Here is a 17,332-nt window from a genome sequence, read left to right on the forward strand (position 1 = left end):
CAGCATCGAACTGCTCGTCAAACCCGATAGCCTGCCCCGGCTACAACCCATCCAACCCGTCGAATCCTCTGTGCACAGGTACTAGGGTAAGCTTGGCCATTCGGGTGGCGGCGCGGCCTCGTTTCGTCGAGCGCGATGCCGGTGACAAGGCTATCCCGCAAACCTTGCCGCCGTCCACGCGCCGGCCGCCGCGTTCGAATCCACCGCCGCCGCGACGAACTTCACGCCGCGGGCGCCGTCGACGACATCGGGCACCTGTGCCGCACGAGCTGCATCCACGACCGCGCCCGAGCGATGGGCGCGGATGATGTCGGCGGCGTCGCGGTAGAAATTGGCGAAGGCCTCGATATAGCCCTCCGGATGCGCTGCCGGCATGCGCGAGACACGCTGGCTTTCAGCGGTCGAGCCATGGCCGCCGCGCACCAGCGTGCGGGTTTCCTCGCCATAGCGGGAGAAGCGCAGTTCCTCCGGCCGCGCGCCCGACCATTCGAGCCCGGCTTTGTCGCCATAGACGCGCACCGAGAGATCATTGTAGTGGCCGGGTGATGTCTGGCTGGCGAGGATGGTGCCGCGCGCGCCGCCGGTCCAGCGCATCAGCACATGCGCGTTGTCGTCGAGCCGGCGTCCCGGCACGGCGGTGAAAAGATCGGCCGACACCGCCTCGGCCTCGCAGCCCGAGATGAAGCTCGCGAGGTTGAAGGCATGCACGCCGATATCGGCCAGCACAGCCGACTGCCCGGCGCGCGCCGGATCGGTGCGCCACTCCGCCTGTTTCTGGCCCTCGGCGTCAATCGCTTTGGTCAGCCAGTCCTGGATATACGAACCATGCACCGACACGATCCGCCCAAGCTCGCCCGCCGCCACCATTTCGCGCGCCTGCCGCACCATTGCGTAGCCGGTGTTGTTGAGGGTGACGACGAAGCGACGCTTTTTCGCCTTCGCGAGCGCCACCAGCGCTTCGGCGTCGGCCAGCGTCGTCGACAGCGGCTTGTCGCAGATCACGTCGATGCCTGCTTCGAGAAAAGCGGTCGCGATCGGCGCGTGCAAATGATTGGGCGTGACGATGACCACCGCCTCGATGCCATCCGGCCGCGCGGCTTCTGCCTTTGCCATGACGCGATAGTCGGCATAGCTGCGCTCCGGCGCGATGCCGATCTCGGCGGCCGAGGCGGCAGCGTTCTCCGGATCGGAGGACAGCGCGCCGGCCACCAGCGCGATCTGGTCGTCAAGGCGCATGGCCAGCCGATGCACGGCGCCGATGAAGGCACCACGGCCGCCACCCACCATGCCGACCCGCAAACGTTGGCGCGTCGATCCATCCGATGTTGCATAGACCATTTTCAAACTCCTCTCGGCAGGTGCAATCCCATGAAGCCGCTAGCACTTTCGAACACAATTTCCAATTTGCATATTGTAAAACGATCGTGCCGCGCTAGCCTGAAATCATGAGTGGGGCAGGCAAAAGATCCGGTCGATCCAGCGCCGACGAGGCGGCGACGCGCAAGCGCGGACGCTCGCTGGCCGCCCTCGGTTACATCCAGCCGCAGACCTATGAGGAACTGCGCGCGGTGCTGTCTTCAGGCACCGTGCATTTCCCCAAGCGGCTGCGCCAGGTCGCCATCTTCCTGTGGCAGCATCCGAGCGACGTCGCGCTCGGCACCATCGCGCAGGTGGCGGCGCAGGCTGGCGTCCAGCCGTCGACGCTGGTGCGGTTTGCCCAGATCTTCGGCTATGCCGGGTTTTCCGATTTCCAGGGTCTGTTCAAGGACCACGTCAAGGGATCGTGGCCGGAAGGGCGCGGCGAGCAACGGACCGAGGCCGAACCCAACCTGCATTTCCTGCACGGCATGGTCGGCGCCTCGCAGGCTTCGCTTGGCCGCATCGAGAGCGGCTTCGACGTCGAGAGTTTCGAGAAGATGGTGGCGCTGCTGGCGGCCGCCGACCTGATCTATGTCATCGGCTCCAAACGCGCCTTCCCCGTCACCACTTACCTGTCGCTGACGCTGTCGCAACAAGGCGTGCGCAACGTGCTGGTCGACAATGTCGGCTCCTCGGCACTCGACCAGCTCGGCTGCATCGGCAGGCAGGATGCCGTGTTGGCAGTCTCTTTCAGCCCCTACAATTCGATCACTCCCGACCTCGTCGCGGTGGCGCATGAGCGCAGGGCCCGCATCGTCACCATCACCGACAGCACCTTCAGCCCGCTGGTCCGGCTGTCGGACAGCTGGCTGGAAGTGGTGGAATCGGACTTCGGCGGCTTCCGCTCGCTGGCGGCGTCGCTAGCGGTCGGCATGGCGCTGGTCCATGGTGTCGTCGCGCGGCGCAGCAAATGAGATGCTGCTGGCACAATTGACTATCGGGAATTGACGTTCCATATTTCTAAAAATAGAAACTTTGTTCCGGGAGGAGGAATGGAGCTTCAACTCAACGGAAAGGTGGCGCTGGTCACCGGCTCGACGCAAGGCATCGGCCGCGCCATCGCCGAGACGCTGACGCGCTCCGGCGCGGCTGGCCTGCTGGTCACCGGGCGCGAGAAGACGCGTGGCGACGCCGTGGCGGCGGAGCTTTCGCAGCTCGGCACACCGACGATGTTCGTCGCCGCCGACCTCGCCGACCCCGCAACCCCTGCCCTTTTGGCGCAAGCCTGCGTCGACCGCTTCGGCCGCATCGACGCGCTGGTCAACGCCGCCGGCCTGACCGACCGCGCCTCCTTCCTCGATGCCGATCTCGACGACTGGGCCTCGCTGTTCGCGGTCAACGCACGCGCACCGTTCTTCCTCATGCAGGCGGCCATCGCCGATATGAAGAAGCGCGGCCAGGGCGGCGCGATCGTCAACATCCTGTCGATCAACGCCCATTGCGGCTCGCCGGAGCTTGCCGTCTATTCCGCCAGCAAGGGCGCGCTGGCGACGCTGACCAAGAACGCCGCCAATGCCCACCGTTTCGACCGCATCCGCGTCAACGGCATCAATGTCGGCTGGACCGACACGCCGGCAGAGCGCGTCATGCAGGCCGAGACGCTGGGCAATGGTCCCGGCTGGCTTGATGCCGCCAACGCCTCGCAGCCCTTCGGCCGTCTGTTTTCTACGAACGACATCGCCAACCTTGCCGGCTTCCTGCTTTCCGACGCAGCCGGGCCGATGACCGGAACGCTGATCGACCAGGAACAGTGGGTGATCGGGGCGAACAGGTGAACGCCCTCGAAACGCTCAGCCCGGCATTGCTGGAGAGGCTTCCCGCGGCTGTCCAGACACCGTCCTACGACCGTACAGTCCTCGCACCCGGCATGGCGCATCTCGGCGTCGGCGCCTTTCATCGCTGCCACCAGGCCGAGTACACCGACGACCTCTTGTCGATCCGGTTCGACCGCTGGGGCGTGGTCGGCATCAACATCCGCCCACCCGGCCTCGCCGACACGCTCGGCCGGCAAGGCGGCCTCTATACCAGGCTGATCCGCGACAACAGCCTCATCGAGGCACGTGTCATCGGCAGCATCGTTGGGGTGGTCGACAGCCAGGCCAGCGCCGCGCCGGCGCTACATGTGCTGTCCTCGCCCGACATCGATCTGGTAACGCTGACGGTGACCGAGAAAGGCTATTGCCACATCCCATCGAGCGGCGAACTCGATTCTCGCCATCCCGACATCGTCCATGACCTCGCCAACCCCGCAACGCCACGCAGCGTGCCCGGTCTATTGGCGCGGGCGCTGGAGCTGCGCAGGGCGACGCATGGGCGGCCGTTGACGCTGCTCTCCTGCGACAACATCCCGACCAACGGCATCATCCTGGCCAATGTGGTGCGGGCTTTTGCCGAGCAGCGCGGCAATGGCCTGGCCGAGTGGATCGAAGCCAACGCCGCTTTCCCCTCGGCCATGGTCGATCGCATCGCGCCGGCGGTGACGCAGGATGATGTCGACAGCGTCGAGCAGTGGTTCGGTTACCGCGATGCCGCCGTTGCCGTCGGCGAGCCGTTCCGGCAATGGGTGATCGAGCACAAATTCGCCGGCCGCGTGCCGCGCTGGGATCTCGTCGGGGCCAGCTTCGTCGACGACGTCACGCCGTTCGAGCATCTCAAGATGCGGGTGCTCAACGGCGCCCAGACGATGCTCGCCACGCTCGGCGTTCTGGCCGGCCTCGAACACACATCAGATGCCATCGCCGACCCCCTCCTGGCCGCCTTCGTGCGGCGCATGCTTGTCGAGGAAACGCTGCCGACGCTGCCGACGGTACCGGGCATCGAGCCGCTGGCCTATGTCGAGCAAAGCCTCGGCCGCTTGCGCAACACCGCGATCCGCCACCGCAACCACCAGATCGCCACGGACGGCTCGCAGAAGATCGTGCAGCGCCTGCTCAACCCGATCCGCGACCGCTTGAGCCAAGGCGAAAGCATCGGCCTGCTTTCGGTACCGGTCGCCGGCTGGATGGCCTACCTGATCCAGGCCTCGGCGCGGTTCGGCAGGCGTTGGCCGGTGTCGGACCCCTTTGCCGGCAAGGTCGCCGCGATCGCCGAGGCAACCGGCGACGATGCGCAGGCGCTGGCCTCCGGCATCCTTGCCATCGACACCATTTTCGACCCCGGCCTTGCCGCGAACGATATTTTCCGCAGGGCCGTCACATCAGCGCTTGGCGAACTGCTATCGGACGATCCGATGGCGGCCGTCAGGCACAGTCTTGAACAAGCTGACGCCTCACGGTTGAAGCGGCGCGCGCAATCGGCATAGTGGAAGTCGGTCGTGAATTCACAACCAGGGGAGGTAGCATGAAACTTGGAGTGCTCACCGCACCGTTCGCGGAGACGCCGCTTGGCGAGGTCGCCGGCTGGGCGAGCGCGGCCAGCTTCGAGGCGCTGGAAATCGCCTGCTGGCCGAAATCCTCCGGCGCCAGCCGCCGCTATGCCGGCACCAGCCATATCGACGCCGCCTCGACTTCCGCCGCACAGGCGAAAGAGATCGTCGCCTCGCTGGCGGAAAAGAATCTCGCCATCTCCGGCCTCGGCTACTACCCCAACCCGCTGCATCCCGATGCCGCCCACCGCAAAGCGGTCATCGCCCATCTGAAGAAGGTGATCGTGCTGGCAGCCAATATGGGCGTGCCTGTCGTCAACACCTTCTGCGGCGGCGATGCGTCGAAGACCGTCGACGTCAACTGGCAGGAGGCGCTAAAGGTCTGGCCTGAAATCGTCGCTTATGCGCGCGACCATGGCGTCAAGCTCGCCTTCGAGAACTGCCCGATGATCTTCAGCTATGACGAGTGGCCGGGCGGGCACAACATCGCCTATTCGCCGCAGGTCTGGCGCCGCATCCTCGAAACCTGGGGCGGCGATGTCGGCATGAATTTCGACCCGTCGCACCTGGTCTGGTTGATGATCGACCAGGCTCGTTTCATCAGGGAATTCGGCCCCTATATGCTGCATGTCCACGCCAAGGACCTGATGATTGATCATGATGGTTTGTACGAGCGCGGAATCCTGTCTTCCGGCATAGGCTGGCAGGTGCCGCGCATGCCGGGGCTGGGCGATGTCGACTGGAGCAGCTTCTTCTCCGGCCTCTACCGTGCCGGCTATGACGGCCCCATCATCATCGAGCACGAGGATCGGCGATTTGAAGGCAGCGACGATCAGGTCAAGCGGGGTTTCCTGCTCGCCCGCGACGTGCTGCGTCCCTTCGTCAAATGACGGCGGAAATACAGGTCGACAAAGACATGTAGAGAACAACGAGTTGAAGCGCAGCGCCTGAATTTCTGTCTAAGCGTTGCGCTTCAACGACTTGGAACTGAACTGAAAAACAATGTGGAGGAAGTCTGAAATGAAGAAAATACTGACCACGGTCCCACTGCTTGCGGGTGCTGCCTTGCTGGCCTCGGTGGGCGTCTCGTCCGCCGCTGGCAAATACACGATCGGCATCTCCAACACCGTGCAGGGCAATGGCTGGCGCGAGGAGATGGTCTGCGCCATGAAGGCACAGGCGCTGGCTTCCGGCGAGGTCGCCAAGCTCAACATCGCCCACCGCAACACGGATGCCGCCGGCCAGCTTGAAGACATCCGCAACCTGATCAGCGCCAAGGTCGACGCCATCGTCGTCAATCCCGCCGATCCGGCCGGCATCAAGGCGGGCCTCGAGGAAGCCACCAAGGCCGGCATCGTCGTCGTCGCGGTCGACCAGGCGGTCACCGAACCGTCGGCCTACATCATCTCCAATAATCAGGAACAGTACGCCTATCTCGGCGCCAAGTGGCTGTTCGGCCAGATGGGCGGCAAGGGCGACGTGTTCTACATGCGTGGCGCGGCCGGCGCTTCCGCCGACAGCGATCGTGACAAAGGCTTCAAGAAGGCGCTGGCCGAATTCCCCGACGTGAAGGTCGCGCAGGAAGTCTTCACCGGCTGGCAGCAGGATCAGGCCAAGCAGCAGATGCTGTCCTTCCTCGCCACCGGCACGCCGATCAACGGCGTGTGGACCTCCGGCATCGACAACGTCATCGTCGACGCGCTGGTCGAATCGCAGGCCCCGCTGGTGCCGGTGGTCGGCGCCGACAATGCCGGCTTCGTCGGCCAGCTGAGCTCGGTCAAGGACCTCGTCGGTGCGGCGGTGACCAATCCCGGCTCGATCGGCGGCGCCGGCGTGACGCTCGCCCTGCAGATCCTCGACGGCAAAAAGCCGGCACAGCAGACCGTGCTAGTCGAGCCGCAACTGTGGGAGAACGCCACCGAGGAAGGCAAGGCCAAGTTGAAGGCCGCCGCCGATCCATCGCTCAGCCCGGAATGGCCGGTCTCGATCTCGATCCCCGACTGGACGACGTATACCAAGGAACAGATCGTGGCGTGCAAGGGGCCGGGCGAGTAAGAACCGCGCTTCTGCCTTCTCCCCTTGTGGGAGAAGGTGGATCGGCGCGCAGCGCCGAGACGGATGTTCCAGCGGAGTGAGACGTCGGCATTCCCTGAAATACCCCTCATCCGACCTCGCTTCGCGAGGCCACCTTCTCCCACAAGGGGAGAAGGCAGAGCCTCTCAGCAGTACGCCGCGCGCAAGCCTGGCGTACTGCTGGATTAAACAGGCCACAGAAATCGAGACCCAAACCATTTGACCAGCAACTCCCTCCTCGACGCGTCAGGCGTCGCCAAGCATTACGGCGCCGTTGCAGCCCTTCGCAACGCGTCGCTCTCCGTGCTGCCGGGCGAAGTGCACGCGCTGATGGGCGCCAATGGCGCCGGCAAGTCGACGCTGGTGAAGATCCTGACCGGCGCCATATCAGCCAATGCCGGCCGCATCCTGATCCGTGGCGAGGCCCGCGACATACGCTCGCCCGCCGCCGCGCGCCGCGCCGGCCTTTTGCCCGTCTACCAGGAGCCGTCGCTGATCCCCGATCTCGACGTGCTGTCCAATCTGCGGCTGACCGGCACGCCGGTCGAACCGTTCCGCGCCTGGGTGCGCGAACTCGGCATTCCCGACCTCGATATCCGCGACACCGCGCGCGACATTCCGCTGGCCGTGCTGCGCGTGCTCGACCTGGCGCGCGCGCTGGCCGTCGAGCCCGATGTGCTGCTGCTCGACGAGATGACGGCCGCCCTGCCCGCCAACCTCGCCGAAAAGGTGCTGGAAGTGGTGCGCCGCCAGGGCGACAGCGGCCGCGCCGTGATCTTCATTTCCCACCGCTTCGTCGAGATCTCGGCACTCTGCGACCGCGCCACCGTGCTGCGTGACGGCGAGACCGTCGGCGTCGTCGATATCGTGCCCGGGGTCGAGGAAAAGATCGTCGAGCTGATGCTCGGCACCCGCATCGTCAAGACCCACGTCGCCGCCCGCAGCGCCGGCCAGAAAGCAGCCCCCGCCCCTGCCCGGCCGCGTCTGGCCGTGCGCAATCTGCGCGTCGGCACCAAGCTCAACGACGTCTCCTTCGATCTGGCCGACGGCGAGGTGGCCGGCGTCGTCGCGCTCGAAGGCCAGGGCCAGGACGAATTGTTCGCGGCGCTGGCCGGCTCGATCCGGCCATCGGGCGGCACGATAGAGGTCGATGGTAGCCCGGTGAAATTCTCGCACCCGATCGACGCCATCCGCGCCGGCATCGCCTATGTGCCGGGCGATCGTGCCGAGGCGCTCGCCATGCAGCGCTCGGTGCGCGAGAACATCGCGCTGCCCTTCAGCGCCGCGCCGCGCAACTGGGGGCCGATCAACATGCGCCGGGAGCGCGCGAAAGTGGTCAGCGCCATCGAGCGCCTGCAGATCGACACCCGCGCGCAAGGCGAGGTGCAGCGCCTGTCCGGCGGTAACCAGCAGAAAGTGACCATCGCCCGCTGGATCGCCGCGGACGCCCGCACCATCCTGTGCTTCGACCCGACGCGCGGCATCGATGTCGGCACCAAGCAGGAAATCTACAAATTGGTGCGTGAGCTTGCCGGCCACGGCAAGTCGGTGCTGTTCTACACATCCGAGCTGGAAGAGGTGCAGCGTGTCTGCGACCGCGTCATCGTCATCTTCGGTGGCCGCGTCGTCGACATTTTCCCTGTTGAGGAGGCCGACGAGCCGGCGCTGATGCGCGCCGCCTATGGCCTGCCACGTGGCGCCAAGGCCGATATCGGCATTCTGGCCGATCCCACGTCGAGCACTTCGGAGCCGACCGCGCCGGGGGCGGCGCCATGAGCCGCCACTTCTTGCGCCGCCGGGGCTGGGTCGCCGGCCTGTTCGCCCTCTTCGTCGCCCTGTTCATCATCACAAAGCTGATCCAGCCGGCCTATGGCAGTGGCGATTTCGGTTCGCTCGCACGGGCGGTTTTGCCTTACGCCTTTGCGGTGGCCGCACAGACCGTGGTCGTCATCGCCGGCGGCATCGACCTGTCGGTCGCCGCCATGATGGCGCTGACCAGCGTCACCGCCGCCTCGATGATGGCCGGCGCCTCGGAAGAATACGCGCTGTTCGTGGTGCCCTTCGTGCTCGCCATGGGCTTCGTGCTCGGCGCCGTCAACGGCATGCTGATCGTCGTCACCCGCGTGCCTGACATCGTCGTGACGCTCGCCACCCTGTTCGTGCTGCAGGGCGCTGCCCTACTGGTGCTCGACGCACCGGGCGGCGGTGCCGCCGAATGGCTGAAGGCGCTGATCTCGGGCACCGTGCCGATACCCGGCCTGCCCGACAGTATCGACGCCTGGCTGCCGAAGGCACTGCTGCTGCTGGTCGTCTGCCTCTGCATCATCTGGATCCCGATCAGGCGCTCACGCCTCGGCCTTTCCATCTACGCGATCGGCTCGAGCGAACTGGCGGCGTTCCGCAGTGGCGTGCCGGTCAAGCGCACCCGCATCATCGCCTATGCGCTGTCCGGCCTGTTCGCGGCCATGGGCGGGTTGGCACTGACCATGAGCACCGGCATCGGCGCGCCCATTCCCGGCCCCTATCTGCTGGCCAGCGTGGCGGCGGTGGTGCTGGGCGGCGTGGCGCTCGGCGGCGGCAAGGGCGGCCTGCTCGGCCCCATCGTCGCCGTCTTCGTGCTGCGGCTGGTGCGCACCGACCTGACGCTGCTTGCCATCGACCCCAACGTCACCGCCATCATCGAAGGCGCCATCATGGTCGCCGTGGTGATGTTCGGCGCGTTTATTACGATGCGGGAGCGGCAACAATGAGCACCACCGCGATCACTCCCCAATTCGTGCCACTGGGCCGCCGCGTAAAGCGCTTCATGGCCGACCGGCCGCTGATCCCGCTGATCATCCTGCTCGTCATCCTGGTGGTGATCCTGCAGATCCTGCGCCCCGGCATCGTCAACGAGCGCTGGATCGCCAACACGATCAAGTTCGCCATCCCCCTGGCGATCCTCGCCGGCTGCCAGACCATGACCATGCTGACCGGCGGCATCGACCTGTCGGTCGGCACGGTGGCGACGATGAGCGCCTTCATCATGGCGACGCAAGTGGTCAACCAGGACCCGGCGGTGGCCTTCCTGCTGGCGATGATGCCGGCGGTGCTGATCGGCCTCGTCAACGGCATCGGTGTCGGCGTCTTTCGCGTCCACCCGCTGATCATGACGCTGGGCACCAGCCTGATCGGCACCGGCTGCCTGCAGGTCTACCAGCGCACGGTGATCGCGTCGGGCGCCAAAATCCCCGACTTCCTCGCCTGGCTCGGCACCGGCCTGACATATGGCATCCCCAACGCGCTGCTGCTGTTCGTGCCGCTGGCGGCGCTGATCGTCTTCACGCTCGCCCGCACCGGCTTCGGCCGCCTGCTCTACGCCGTCGGCGACAATGAACGCGCAACGCGCCTGTCGGGCGTGCAATACTGGCAGGTGATCACCGCGCTCTACATCACCTCCAGCCTGCTCGCCGGCATCACCGGCCTGCTCTACATAGGCCTGATCAAGGCCCCATCGCTGTCGCTCGCCGAACCGCTGGTGCTGCCCTCGGTGGCGGCGGCCGTAATCGGCGGCACCTCGATCTTCGGCGGCCGCGGCGGCTACACCGGCACCATCATCGGCGCGCTGATCCTGACGGTGCTGACGACCCTGCTGACCATCCTGCAAATGCCGGAAGGGGCGAGGCGGATCCTGTTTGGGCTGATCGTGCTGTTCGTGACGGCGGCGTATTTGCGGATTGTGGAGGAGCGGTAGGCGCGGGCCTAGCGGCACCTACCGGCCAGTCGAGAATTGGAATTACGGTGACAGTGCACTTTTATGCACCCTGTCGCCCTATCGACTTGCCCGTTTCCCAGCCTTGTCAGAAGCGTCGGGGGCGGCCAAGCTTCACTGCCGATCGACACACCAGCATCATTTATCAGACCCAAAATACTTGGTCCGCAGATCATCGATCTCGCCCGTATCATGAGCGCCAAGCAATTCTATCGTTAGTGGGCGGGTCAGGAGGCTCTGTCGCGGAAGCGCGAAGCCGTACTTATCAGGCTCGAACAGTGGCCCGACCACCTTCACCGGTAGATCGGGATGGGTGTAGGCCTGGTATTCGAGAACGGGGGCATCGGCGATGATCGCAGCCACGTCGCCATTCACGAGACCTTCGACGGCACGATCGAGCCCAGCGTAGGTGAGGGTTTGAAGCCCCTGTTGCCGGGCAAAATCCTCCTCGACGGTGCCCGTCAGCACACCGACCGGCTTGTCGGTCAAATCGGCGAGGCCATTGATCTTGTTGGTGAGGGAAAGGGTGGTCATCACGCTCGTCACCGAAGAGGTGACATAGGCAAGGACAGCGATACCACAGACCAGCCATAGCCCCTGCCAGATACGGCCGGCCCAGCCGAACAGGTTCTTTCGCGAAGGCGACTTGCCGGATGTCGCGACCGACATCACCGTATAGAAGCTTTCGGCGAAGCCGTCGCGCCACCGCTTGGGAAAAGCCTCGTCAAACTGGCGATCGAAGAAGGTAAGCAGGACCGTGACAGTCAAAATGATCAAGGCGATCCAGGCATAGGCTGTCAGGAAGCCGGCATCGCCAAGACCCTCGATCAGGTTGCCGAAGCCCTTTCCCCGATCCGTGCTGGTCATGATCCGCATGCCGCCGTCGAACCATGGCTGGGTGAAGTCCAGTAGTTCGGCCCGGGATTGATTGATCGTCAAATTTGTGACCGCTACGTCGATCCTGCCGGAAGCAGCCGCCAGAACCAGATCGTGAATGGTGTCGAACTGGATGTAGCGATACTGGTGGCCGAGTTTAGCCGCGAGGCCTTCCCAGAGATCGACCGCCATGCCGGTGAACTGCCCCTTATCTTTCATGACGAAGGGAGGGTTGACGAAGAGGCCGACGTTCAAGGGCTCGGCAGGCTGTTGCGCCTGGGCTGCGACTTGCAGCCACAGCAACATCAGGAGCACAATGAGGGAGCCGGCTAGCCTGCACCAGGTCCGCATGGCGATCCTTTCCTTGTTGGCATCTCAACCCGGTCGAGGAAGGCAAGGGAGTATCGCCAGAAACCCGAAAGCCTGGCGCGTCCATGAGCGGCGACCGGCCCTCGCGCGGTGTTGCCAGGCAAGTGCAGGACGGTCCGATCGGCTGTTTTGCGGCATGCGGCGGCTCGGAAAATTACCTGTCGTGCCGGCGGCTTTTCTTTCGGATGCATGCAACGGCCTGGCCAGTAACGAAAACCGCCATTACAACACATCAGGACATTCTCTATCCAAAAATAAGTCATCAAGCGATACGCAATTTCAATTTGGCATGATTTTGAAACAACAATATGATATATTTGCAAAACGATATGGATTACGCAAAAAAAGTTATATTCATATATTGCAGGGCTTTTCCGTCAGTGTCATTTTAGTATCTGCTAAGACGCCGTCGCGAGCTCCAGACTATTTTCCATATTATTAAGCATTTGCAAAATTCAACCCGCGCTGTGGCGCTTTTTTCTTGCTACAGGCCGACTTCGGATGCAGCTTTTTTTGGCAACAGCATCCGCGTCCGCGGATTGCTGCATGCTTGGGCGGACGGGCGCTAAGCATAGAAAGGGAAATCGACATCCGCTGATGCGGCCTCCCGTGGGCTCGACCCTGCCCGCTCTTCTTTTGAGGCTGTGGACCATCTCCCATCCCAGGCTGCTCGTGGTCGTCGAGCTACGCGTTTGACGGACAATCCGCAGCGGCCAGCCAGTCGAGGAATGAACCATGAAATTCACAGTCTACGCGATCATCGCCACTGCCTTGGTGGCGGTCGCCGGATGCACCACCGACGACTACGATGGTTGTCGCGGAAACGGCTGCCTGGTCGATCGGCCTCAGCAAAAAAATCGGGAGATCGATGACCGGCCGCAATACGACAGGAACGGCAATCCGAACTTCGATACGCGTGGCCGCTACATCGGCTGCCATGGGCTGGGATGCGAGGTCGACGACCCTGATGACGGCGATCAAAGCATTGACGACAGGCCGCAGTACGATAAGCAAGGCAATCCGAATTTCGATACGCAGGGCAACTACCAGGGATGCCACGGCATCGGCTGCGAGGTCGATACGCCGGCCGATGACAGCTCATCGGACGATGACGATTCCAATTGATAGGCCACGCGGCCAACAAGGAGGCCGACTATGTCTGAATTCGACAGCCATCGACGTGCCAAGATCGTTGTGATCGGCCTCGCGGGGCTCGGAATGACGCTGACGTCCGCTTTCGCAGCGAATAGCGACTGCCACGGCGTAAAGGTCGATGTGACGAAGGCGCGCGAACAAGAGTTTGGCCCTCTCGTTGCATCGGCGATGACCAACAAGGTCAAGCCAGCCCAGGTGAAATTCCAAACGATTCTGGAAAGCGGGAAATGGAGCGCCGTTTATATTTCTACGCCCGTGGCCGATGACGGCATGATGTTCTTCCAGACAGTCAATGGAAAAAGGCAGTTTCGTGAAGTATGGGGCGGATATGCGGCTCCATCGGAAAAACCTGAATTGGTATCCTGGGCAAAGAAGCTCGGAGTGCCGCAAGATCTGGCAAAGTGTTTTGCCGAGACAGTTACGGAACGAAGGTGATGGTCGCCGGGTATTGCCGCGAATGATTTTCAGCACGTTCGTCGAACGGATACCGGTCAGCTGCCTGGAGCGGTGCATCGGTTCATGGAAATGCAGCTCCATCTTCTTGTTTTGATGGGCCGTCCCCTCACAGCGCCAGGCTCCCCTGCTCCACCTCCTCGGCATTCGGGTCGCCCGGCGCGGTTGCCCAGGCGAGTTCGACCAGCGTCACGATGCGCTTTCCGGTGCCGTCGAGCTGGCAGACGATGAGGCCTTGTTCCTCGATATAGGTCAACAGGCGCCGGGCGCGGCGCAGCGAGTGGGAGCCGTAGGCGCGGGCGATCGCGGAGTCGCTCGGGCACGGCCAGCCCTCCTTTGCCGCCCGCGCGATCATCATGAACACGCCCTGCATGTCGTCGGGCAGCAGCGAGGCGCGCACCGAGACGTCCTGCCAGGCCTCATCGCCTGCCGCCATGTCGGAGCCGAGACCGGCGCGGGCACGCGTCAGCATGCGGCGGAACTCCGGCAGGTCGGGCACGACCGAGGCGAGGCCTTCTATGCGGCAGCGGACCACGAACTCCTGATAGAGCACCCCGATCACGCGAAAACCCGCGTCGGGTTGCGCCAGGATGGCGCGCAGCACACGGTCCACGCGCTCCCGGCGCTCCGCCAGATCCTCGGCGCTGACTTGCGGCTCCACAGGCTCGGGGCGGATTTCCAGCGCAGCCGACTTCGCCGCCATCAACTGGTCGAGCAGGTCCGGCGACGCTGTGCGGCGCGGTGCGCGCGCCGTCTCCGGCGGCGGAGCGGCCAGGATGATGGCGCGTGCATCCTCGAGCGCCGCTTCCGGCATCGCCATCAGCCGCGGCGTGCCGTTGCGCGGGCTGGTGTCGGTCGGGCCGATGCGCAGCCCCAGCGGACGGCGCGACAGCGCCGGGCCGAGCGCCATGAACTGCCCGCGCTCCAGATCGCGAAAAGCCTCCGCCTGGCGCCGTTCCATGCCCAAGAGATCGGCGGCGCGGGCCATGTCGATATCGAGGAAGGTGCGGCCCATAAGGAAATTGGACGCCTCGGCGGCGACATTCTTGGCGAGCTTGGCGAGCCGCTGGGTGGCGATGATGCCGGCAAGACCGCGCTTGCGGCCACGGCACATCAAATTCGTCATGGCGCCGAGCGAGAGTTTGCGCGTTTCGTCCGACACCTCGCCGGCCACCGCCGGTGCGAACAGCTGCGCCTCGTCCACCACCACCAGCATCGGGTACCAGTGGTCACGGGCGACCTCGAACAGCCCGCCGAGGAAGGCGGCGGCGCGCCGCATCTGGTTCTCGGCATCGAGCCCTTCGAGATTGAGCACGGTGGAAACGCGATGGATGCGCGCCCGCTCGCCGGCCGCCTGCAGGCCGCGTTCGGTATGCTGCTCGGCATCGATCACCAGATGGCCGTAACGGTCGCCCAGCGAGACGAAGTCGCCTTCGGGGTCGATGATGGTCTGCTGCACCCAGGGCGCGCTCTGCTCCAGGAGCCGGCGCAAAAGATGCGATTTGCCGGAGCCGGAATTGCCTTGCACCAAAAGCCGGGTGGCCAGCAGTTCCTCGAGATCCAGGGTCGCCGGGGCGCCCGCGGTCGTGTGTCCCATCTCGATCGCAACGGTCATTTCGACTCAGGCGCTCCTTTCGCAGACGGGCTTACCAACTGGGTCACAGCCCGTCGAGCACGCAAGGCCGGCAGTTCCGCGTTGCGCACAGCTGTCCTGACTCGGGTCGGCCCCTGTGGATAGTAACCAGTCGTTCACCATGGGCCGGCGTTCCGATTGCAGACGCCCCGCATCCGCTTAGCCTGACCTTGCATCGCGTGCCCAACGTGGTGCGTCCCGACCCCAACGTGGCGACCGACGTCTTCAAGTTTTCTTTCGCGGTATATGTCGGTCGCCAATTTCGCCTGGTCCCATCCTGTTCTGACATCGTACGGACCCGCTCCATGGCGCAAACTTTGGGTTGACCCCTTCGGACCGCGAGGCGACACTCCACCCAACGCTACAGGTGCGAGGAGGAATTGCGATGGACGAGCCCGAACGGTGGCGCCACATGTCGACTGCGCCGAGGGATGGCAGCCGGATCCTGGTCACCGTGCGCCCATCCGAACAGGGGCCGGCCGAAGTCGATCTCGCCTATTGGTCGCGCGCCGACCAGTTCGCCTCGGAAGGCTGGCGCGCGTCGGACTCCTCGCCCGGGCGCGTCATCGAATACGCCGAACCGGAACTGAAATGCTGGATGCCGCTGCCGACCGCCAATCTCAGCCGCGCATCCATGCCGGCGCCCTGGGAAGGCGAAGACGCCCAGCAGCTGGACGGCTCGGGGATTTGAGCGGAGACGGCGGAAGGTAGCCAATCTCCGCCAAGTGGGACCAAGTGGGGAGATTGGCAGCTCGGCCTGCCGGCCTTCACGCAAAGTCTTGCAAATTGGTCTCCTGAAGCTTGGCTCCCGCGAGCAGGGCTTCGAGCACCTGCTTCTTGAGCGTGAGGCACTGCGAGCGGGCAAGTTTGACGATGCCGGTAACCTCGCGCGCCTCGCAGGCATGAACCAGGTCCTTTTGCTGGCCGATGATCAGCTGCGTGAGGTCGCGCGACCTGAAGCCGAGGTGGAGAACCCTCTCCGACTGGTCGAGTATCTGACCCAGCAGCTGCGCCAGGCGTGAATTTCCCGACAGCTCCGCCAAGGCCAGGCGAAAGGCCCGATCCGCCGCCAGGAATGCAACATGGCTGCGCAGCGTCTCCGGTTTCAGCACTTTCCTGGCAGCCTGCCTGACATCCTCGAGCCCCCGCTCGGTGAGGCCCGACGCGGCCACCCTGAACACTTCCGGCTCGATCAGACTGCGGACATCGAAGATCTCGGCGACATCGCGCAGCGTCAGCGGCGTGATGACATAGCCACGGCGCGGCTCGCTCCTGACCAGCCCTTCCTGCATCAGCCGGGTCAGAGCCGCGCGGATCGTCGCCTTCCGGATCTGGTACCGATCGCCAATCTGCTTTTCCGTCAGCGTTTCACCGGGGCGCAGCACGCAGGCGACGATGTCGCTCTTCACCTGCTCGTAGGCCTGCTCGCTACGCAACAGGTCTGCGGTCGACGGCGCCGCGCCCGCGGACAGGGCCGGTCTCGGCGATGCGGCTGTGAAATCGCGAGGCGTCATGCTTGTTCCGTTCTGGCGATTCGGTTGACGACGCCATCGACATTGATTAGCCTGAGCATCTCAGATCGATCACTTGATCATCTCAAAAGGGATAACTGGCAATGGCTATTCCCGTAGACTCGCCTCTCTACGCGGTTGTCGATGATATCGTCAACGCCGCCGGAAGTCCCGACCCCCTCGCACGAATAAGGGCGGCGTTGGGCGAGCACACGAACCGCCTTCACGCCTTGGGGGTGCTCGTCCATGAAGAAGAGGACGACGAGGTGCTGCTCCATGCAAGCCCGAATTTGACGATCTATCACATCACCCTGTCGCCCGGCCTGCGATACCCGCCGCACAACCACCTGATGGATGCGTTGATCGGCATCTACAAAGGTGGCGAAACCAACTTCATCTATCCCGATGCGACCAGCAAGCTCGATGCGCCGCAAAGGCAGGATTCCACCGCGCCCACCGTCGTGCACTTGTCCCCAAATACCGTGCATTCGGTCGCCAACACGGGCAACGTACGGTCGGGCGCGCTGCATGTCTATCTGGGCGATCTGCCGGCGACCCATCGACAGCTCTGGGACTTGCAAAGCAATCAAGCCGAACCCTTCGACAACGATCGCTATCTGGCCGGAGCCCAGTCCATCCAGCGGGATGGAGTGCCGGCTGGCGATTGGCGAAAGCCGGGATGAAGTCTGATCTCCTCCTTTGCGGGAGATTGGCAGCTCCACGGTCAG

General features: G+C 64.3%; 18 protein-coding genes. 13 read left to right on the forward strand and 5 right to left on the reverse strand.

What is annotated here, in order from left to right; translation table 11 throughout:
* Positions 1–150 precede the first annotated feature (150 nt).
* The gene (locus NKG99_RS28575) at positions 151–1,338 is read right to left on the reverse strand and encodes a Gfo/Idh/MocA family protein (protein ID WP_352872458.1); all 1,188 of its coding nucleotides are present in this window, start codon (positions 1,336–1,338) and stop codon (positions 151–153) included.
* A 107-nt stretch (positions 1,339–1,445) separates the two neighbouring features.
* On the opposite strand from NKG99_RS28575, the gene NKG99_RS28580 reads away from it, so the two are divergent.
* The 7 genes from NKG99_RS28580 (at position 1,446) to NKG99_RS28610 (ending at position 9,606) form a co-directional block, all read left to right on the forward strand.
* Positions 1,446–2,333: a MurR/RpiR family transcriptional regulator gene (locus NKG99_RS28580; RefSeq protein WP_352872460.1), complete on the forward strand. Its 888-nt coding sequence runs from the start codon at positions 1,446–1,448 to the stop codon at positions 2,331–2,333.
* A 78-nt stretch (positions 2,334–2,411) separates the two neighbouring features.
* On the forward strand, positions 2,412–3,194 hold the full coding sequence (locus tag NKG99_RS28585; RefSeq protein ID WP_352872461.1) for an SDR family oxidoreductase: 783 nt from the start codon (positions 2,412–2,414) through the stop codon (positions 3,192–3,194).
* Positions 3,191–4,720 carry a mannitol dehydrogenase family protein gene (locus NKG99_RS28590; protein WP_352872462.1) on the forward strand — a complete coding sequence of 510 codons (1,530 nt, stop codon included), beginning with the start codon at positions 3,191–3,193 and terminating at the stop codon, positions 4,718–4,720. Before NKG99_RS28585 ends, NKG99_RS28590 begins: the two co-directional genes overlap by 4 nt.
* Before the next feature lie 38 nt (positions 4,721–4,758).
* On the forward strand, positions 4,759–5,673 hold the full coding sequence (locus NKG99_RS28595; RefSeq protein ID WP_352872464.1) for a sugar phosphate isomerase/epimerase family protein: 915 nt from the start codon (positions 4,759–4,761) through the stop codon (positions 5,671–5,673).
* Between the two features lie 130 nt (positions 5,674–5,803).
* Complete coding sequence (locus tag NKG99_RS28600; RefSeq protein ID WP_352872466.1) at positions 5,804–6,838, forward strand: ABC transporter substrate-binding protein; 1,035 nt, start codon at positions 5,804–5,806, stop codon at positions 6,836–6,838.
* A 237-nt stretch (positions 6,839–7,075) separates the two neighbouring features.
* Positions 7,076–8,632 carry a sugar ABC transporter ATP-binding protein gene (locus NKG99_RS28605; RefSeq protein WP_352872468.1) on the forward strand — a complete coding sequence of 519 codons (1,557 nt, stop codon included), beginning with the start codon at positions 7,076–7,078 and terminating at the stop codon, positions 8,630–8,632.
* Positions 8,629–9,606: an ABC transporter permease gene (locus NKG99_RS28610; RefSeq protein ID WP_352872469.1), complete on the forward strand. Its 978-nt coding sequence runs from the start codon at positions 8,629–8,631 to the stop codon at positions 9,604–9,606. The genes NKG99_RS28605 and NKG99_RS28610 overlap by 4 nt, the downstream gene beginning before the upstream one ends.
* Here the strand turns inward: NKG99_RS28610 and NKG99_RS28615 are convergent.
* The gene (locus tag NKG99_RS28615; protein WP_352872470.1) at positions 9,581–9,838 is read right to left on the reverse strand and encodes a hypothetical protein; all 258 of its coding nucleotides are present in this window, start codon (positions 9,836–9,838) and stop codon (positions 9,581–9,583) included. The two genes, NKG99_RS28610 and NKG99_RS28615, sit on opposite strands and share 26 nt — an antisense overlap.
* Between NKG99_RS28615 and NKG99_RS28620 the strand changes: the two genes are divergently transcribed.
* On the forward strand, positions 9,720–10,589 hold the full coding sequence (locus NKG99_RS28620) for an ABC transporter permease (RefSeq protein ID WP_352872517.1): 870 nt from the start codon (positions 9,720–9,722) through the stop codon (positions 10,587–10,589). The two genes, NKG99_RS28615 and NKG99_RS28620, sit on opposite strands and share 119 nt — an antisense overlap.
* 156 nt (positions 10,590–10,745) lie before the next feature.
* On the opposite strand, the gene NKG99_RS28625 is transcribed toward NKG99_RS28620, so the two are convergent.
* Positions 10,746–11,834, reverse strand: coding sequence for a transporter substrate-binding domain-containing protein (locus NKG99_RS28625; RefSeq protein ID WP_352872472.1), 1,089 nt, complete (start codon positions 11,832–11,834; stop codon positions 10,746–10,748).
* Between NKG99_RS28625 and NKG99_RS28630 the strand changes: the two genes are divergently transcribed.
* The 3 genes from NKG99_RS28630 to NKG99_RS28640 all read left to right on the forward strand — a co-directional run bounded on the left by NKG99_RS28630 (position 11,833) and on the right by NKG99_RS28640 (position 13,442).
* Positions 11,833–12,294: a hypothetical protein gene (locus tag NKG99_RS28630; RefSeq protein WP_352872474.1), complete on the forward strand. Its 462-nt coding sequence runs from the start codon at positions 11,833–11,835 to the stop codon at positions 12,292–12,294. The two genes, NKG99_RS28625 and NKG99_RS28630, sit on opposite strands and share 2 nt — an antisense overlap.
* A 293-nt stretch (positions 12,295–12,587) precedes the next feature.
* The gene (locus NKG99_RS28635) at positions 12,588–12,977 is read left to right on the forward strand and encodes a hypothetical protein (protein WP_352872476.1); all 390 of its coding nucleotides are present in this window, start codon (positions 12,588–12,590) and stop codon (positions 12,975–12,977) included.
* A gap of 30 nt (positions 12,978–13,007) precedes the next feature.
* Positions 13,008–13,442 carry a hypothetical protein gene (locus tag NKG99_RS28640; RefSeq protein ID WP_352872478.1) on the forward strand — a complete coding sequence of 145 codons (435 nt, stop codon included), beginning with the start codon at positions 13,008–13,010 and terminating at the stop codon, positions 13,440–13,442.
* Positions 13,443–13,569: 127 nt separating this feature from the next.
* Here NKG99_RS28640 and NKG99_RS28645 read toward each other — a convergent pair whose 3' ends face one another.
* Positions 13,570–15,075 (reverse strand): helicase HerA domain-containing protein, encoded by a 1,506-nt coding sequence (locus NKG99_RS28645; RefSeq protein ID WP_352872480.1) that lies wholly within the window; start codon positions 15,073–15,075, stop codon positions 13,570–13,572.
* 403 nt (positions 15,076–15,478) lie between these two features.
* On the opposite strand from NKG99_RS28645, the gene NKG99_RS28650 reads away from it, so the two are divergent.
* Complete coding sequence (locus tag NKG99_RS28650; protein ID WP_023761099.1) at positions 15,479–15,784, forward strand: hypothetical protein; 306 nt, start codon at positions 15,479–15,481, stop codon at positions 15,782–15,784.
* Positions 15,785–15,860: 76 nt separating this feature from the next.
* On the opposite strand, the gene NKG99_RS28655 is transcribed toward NKG99_RS28650, so the two are convergent.
* Positions 15,861–16,607, reverse strand: coding sequence for a GntR family transcriptional regulator (locus NKG99_RS28655; protein WP_352872481.1), 747 nt, complete (start codon positions 16,605–16,607; stop codon positions 15,861–15,863).
* 101 nt (positions 16,608–16,708) lie between these two features.
* On the opposite strand from NKG99_RS28655, the gene NKG99_RS28660 reads away from it, so the two are divergent.
* Positions 16,709–17,287, forward strand: coding sequence for an autotransporter (locus NKG99_RS28660; protein WP_352872483.1), 579 nt, complete (start codon positions 16,709–16,711; stop codon positions 17,285–17,287).
* Positions 17,288–17,332: the final 45 nt, after the last annotated feature.

Source organism: Mesorhizobium sp. M1409 (assembly GCF_040317535.1).
Lineage (GTDB): Bacteria > Pseudomonadota > Alphaproteobacteria > Rhizobiales > Rhizobiaceae > Mesorhizobium.

Coding starts and splice junctions, on each gene's coding strand:
- NKG99_RS28575 (WP_352872458.1), bottom strand. CDS start 1,338: ATGGTCTATGCAACATCGGATGGATCGACGCGCCAACGTTTGCGGGTC.
- NKG99_RS28580 (WP_352872460.1), top strand. CDS start 1,446: ATGAGTGGGGCAGGCAAAAGATCCGGTCGATCCAGCGCCGACGAGGCG.
- NKG99_RS28585 (WP_352872461.1), top strand. CDS start 2,412: ATGGAGCTTCAACTCAACGGAAAGGTGGCGCTGGTCACCGGCTCGACG.
- NKG99_RS28595 (WP_352872464.1), top strand. CDS start 4,759: ATGAAACTTGGAGTGCTCACCGCACCGTTCGCGGAGACGCCGCTTGGC.
- NKG99_RS28600 (WP_352872466.1), top strand. CDS start 5,804: ATGAAGAAAATACTGACCACGGTCCCACTGCTTGCGGGTGCTGCCTTG.
- NKG99_RS28610 (WP_352872469.1), top strand. CDS start 8,629: ATGAGCCGCCACTTCTTGCGCCGCCGGGGCTGGGTCGCCGGCCTGTTC.
- NKG99_RS28615 (WP_352872470.1), bottom strand. CDS start 9,838: ATGCCGCCGGTCAGCATGGTCATGGTCTGGCAGCCGGCGAGGATCGCC.
- NKG99_RS28630 (WP_352872474.1), top strand. CDS start 11,833: ATGGCGATCCTTTCCTTGTTGGCATCTCAACCCGGTCGAGGAAGGCAA.
- NKG99_RS28625 (WP_352872472.1), bottom strand. CDS start 11,834: ATGCGGACCTGGTGCAGGCTAGCCGGCTCCCTCATTGTGCTCCTGATG.
- NKG99_RS28635 (WP_352872476.1), top strand. CDS start 12,588: ATGAAATTCACAGTCTACGCGATCATCGCCACTGCCTTGGTGGCGGTC.
- NKG99_RS28640 (WP_352872478.1), top strand. CDS start 13,008: ATGTCTGAATTCGACAGCCATCGACGTGCCAAGATCGTTGTGATCGGC.
- NKG99_RS28645 (WP_352872480.1), bottom strand. CDS start 15,075: ATGACCGTTGCGATCGAGATGGGACACACGACCGCGGGCGCCCCGGCG.
- NKG99_RS28650 (WP_023761099.1), top strand. CDS start 15,479: ATGGACGAGCCCGAACGGTGGCGCCACATGTCGACTGCGCCGAGGGAT.
- NKG99_RS28655 (WP_352872481.1), bottom strand. CDS start 16,607: ATGACGCCTCGCGATTTCACAGCCGCATCGCCGAGACCGGCCCTGTCC.
- NKG99_RS28660 (WP_352872483.1), top strand. CDS start 16,709: ATGGCTATTCCCGTAGACTCGCCTCTCTACGCGGTTGTCGATGATATC.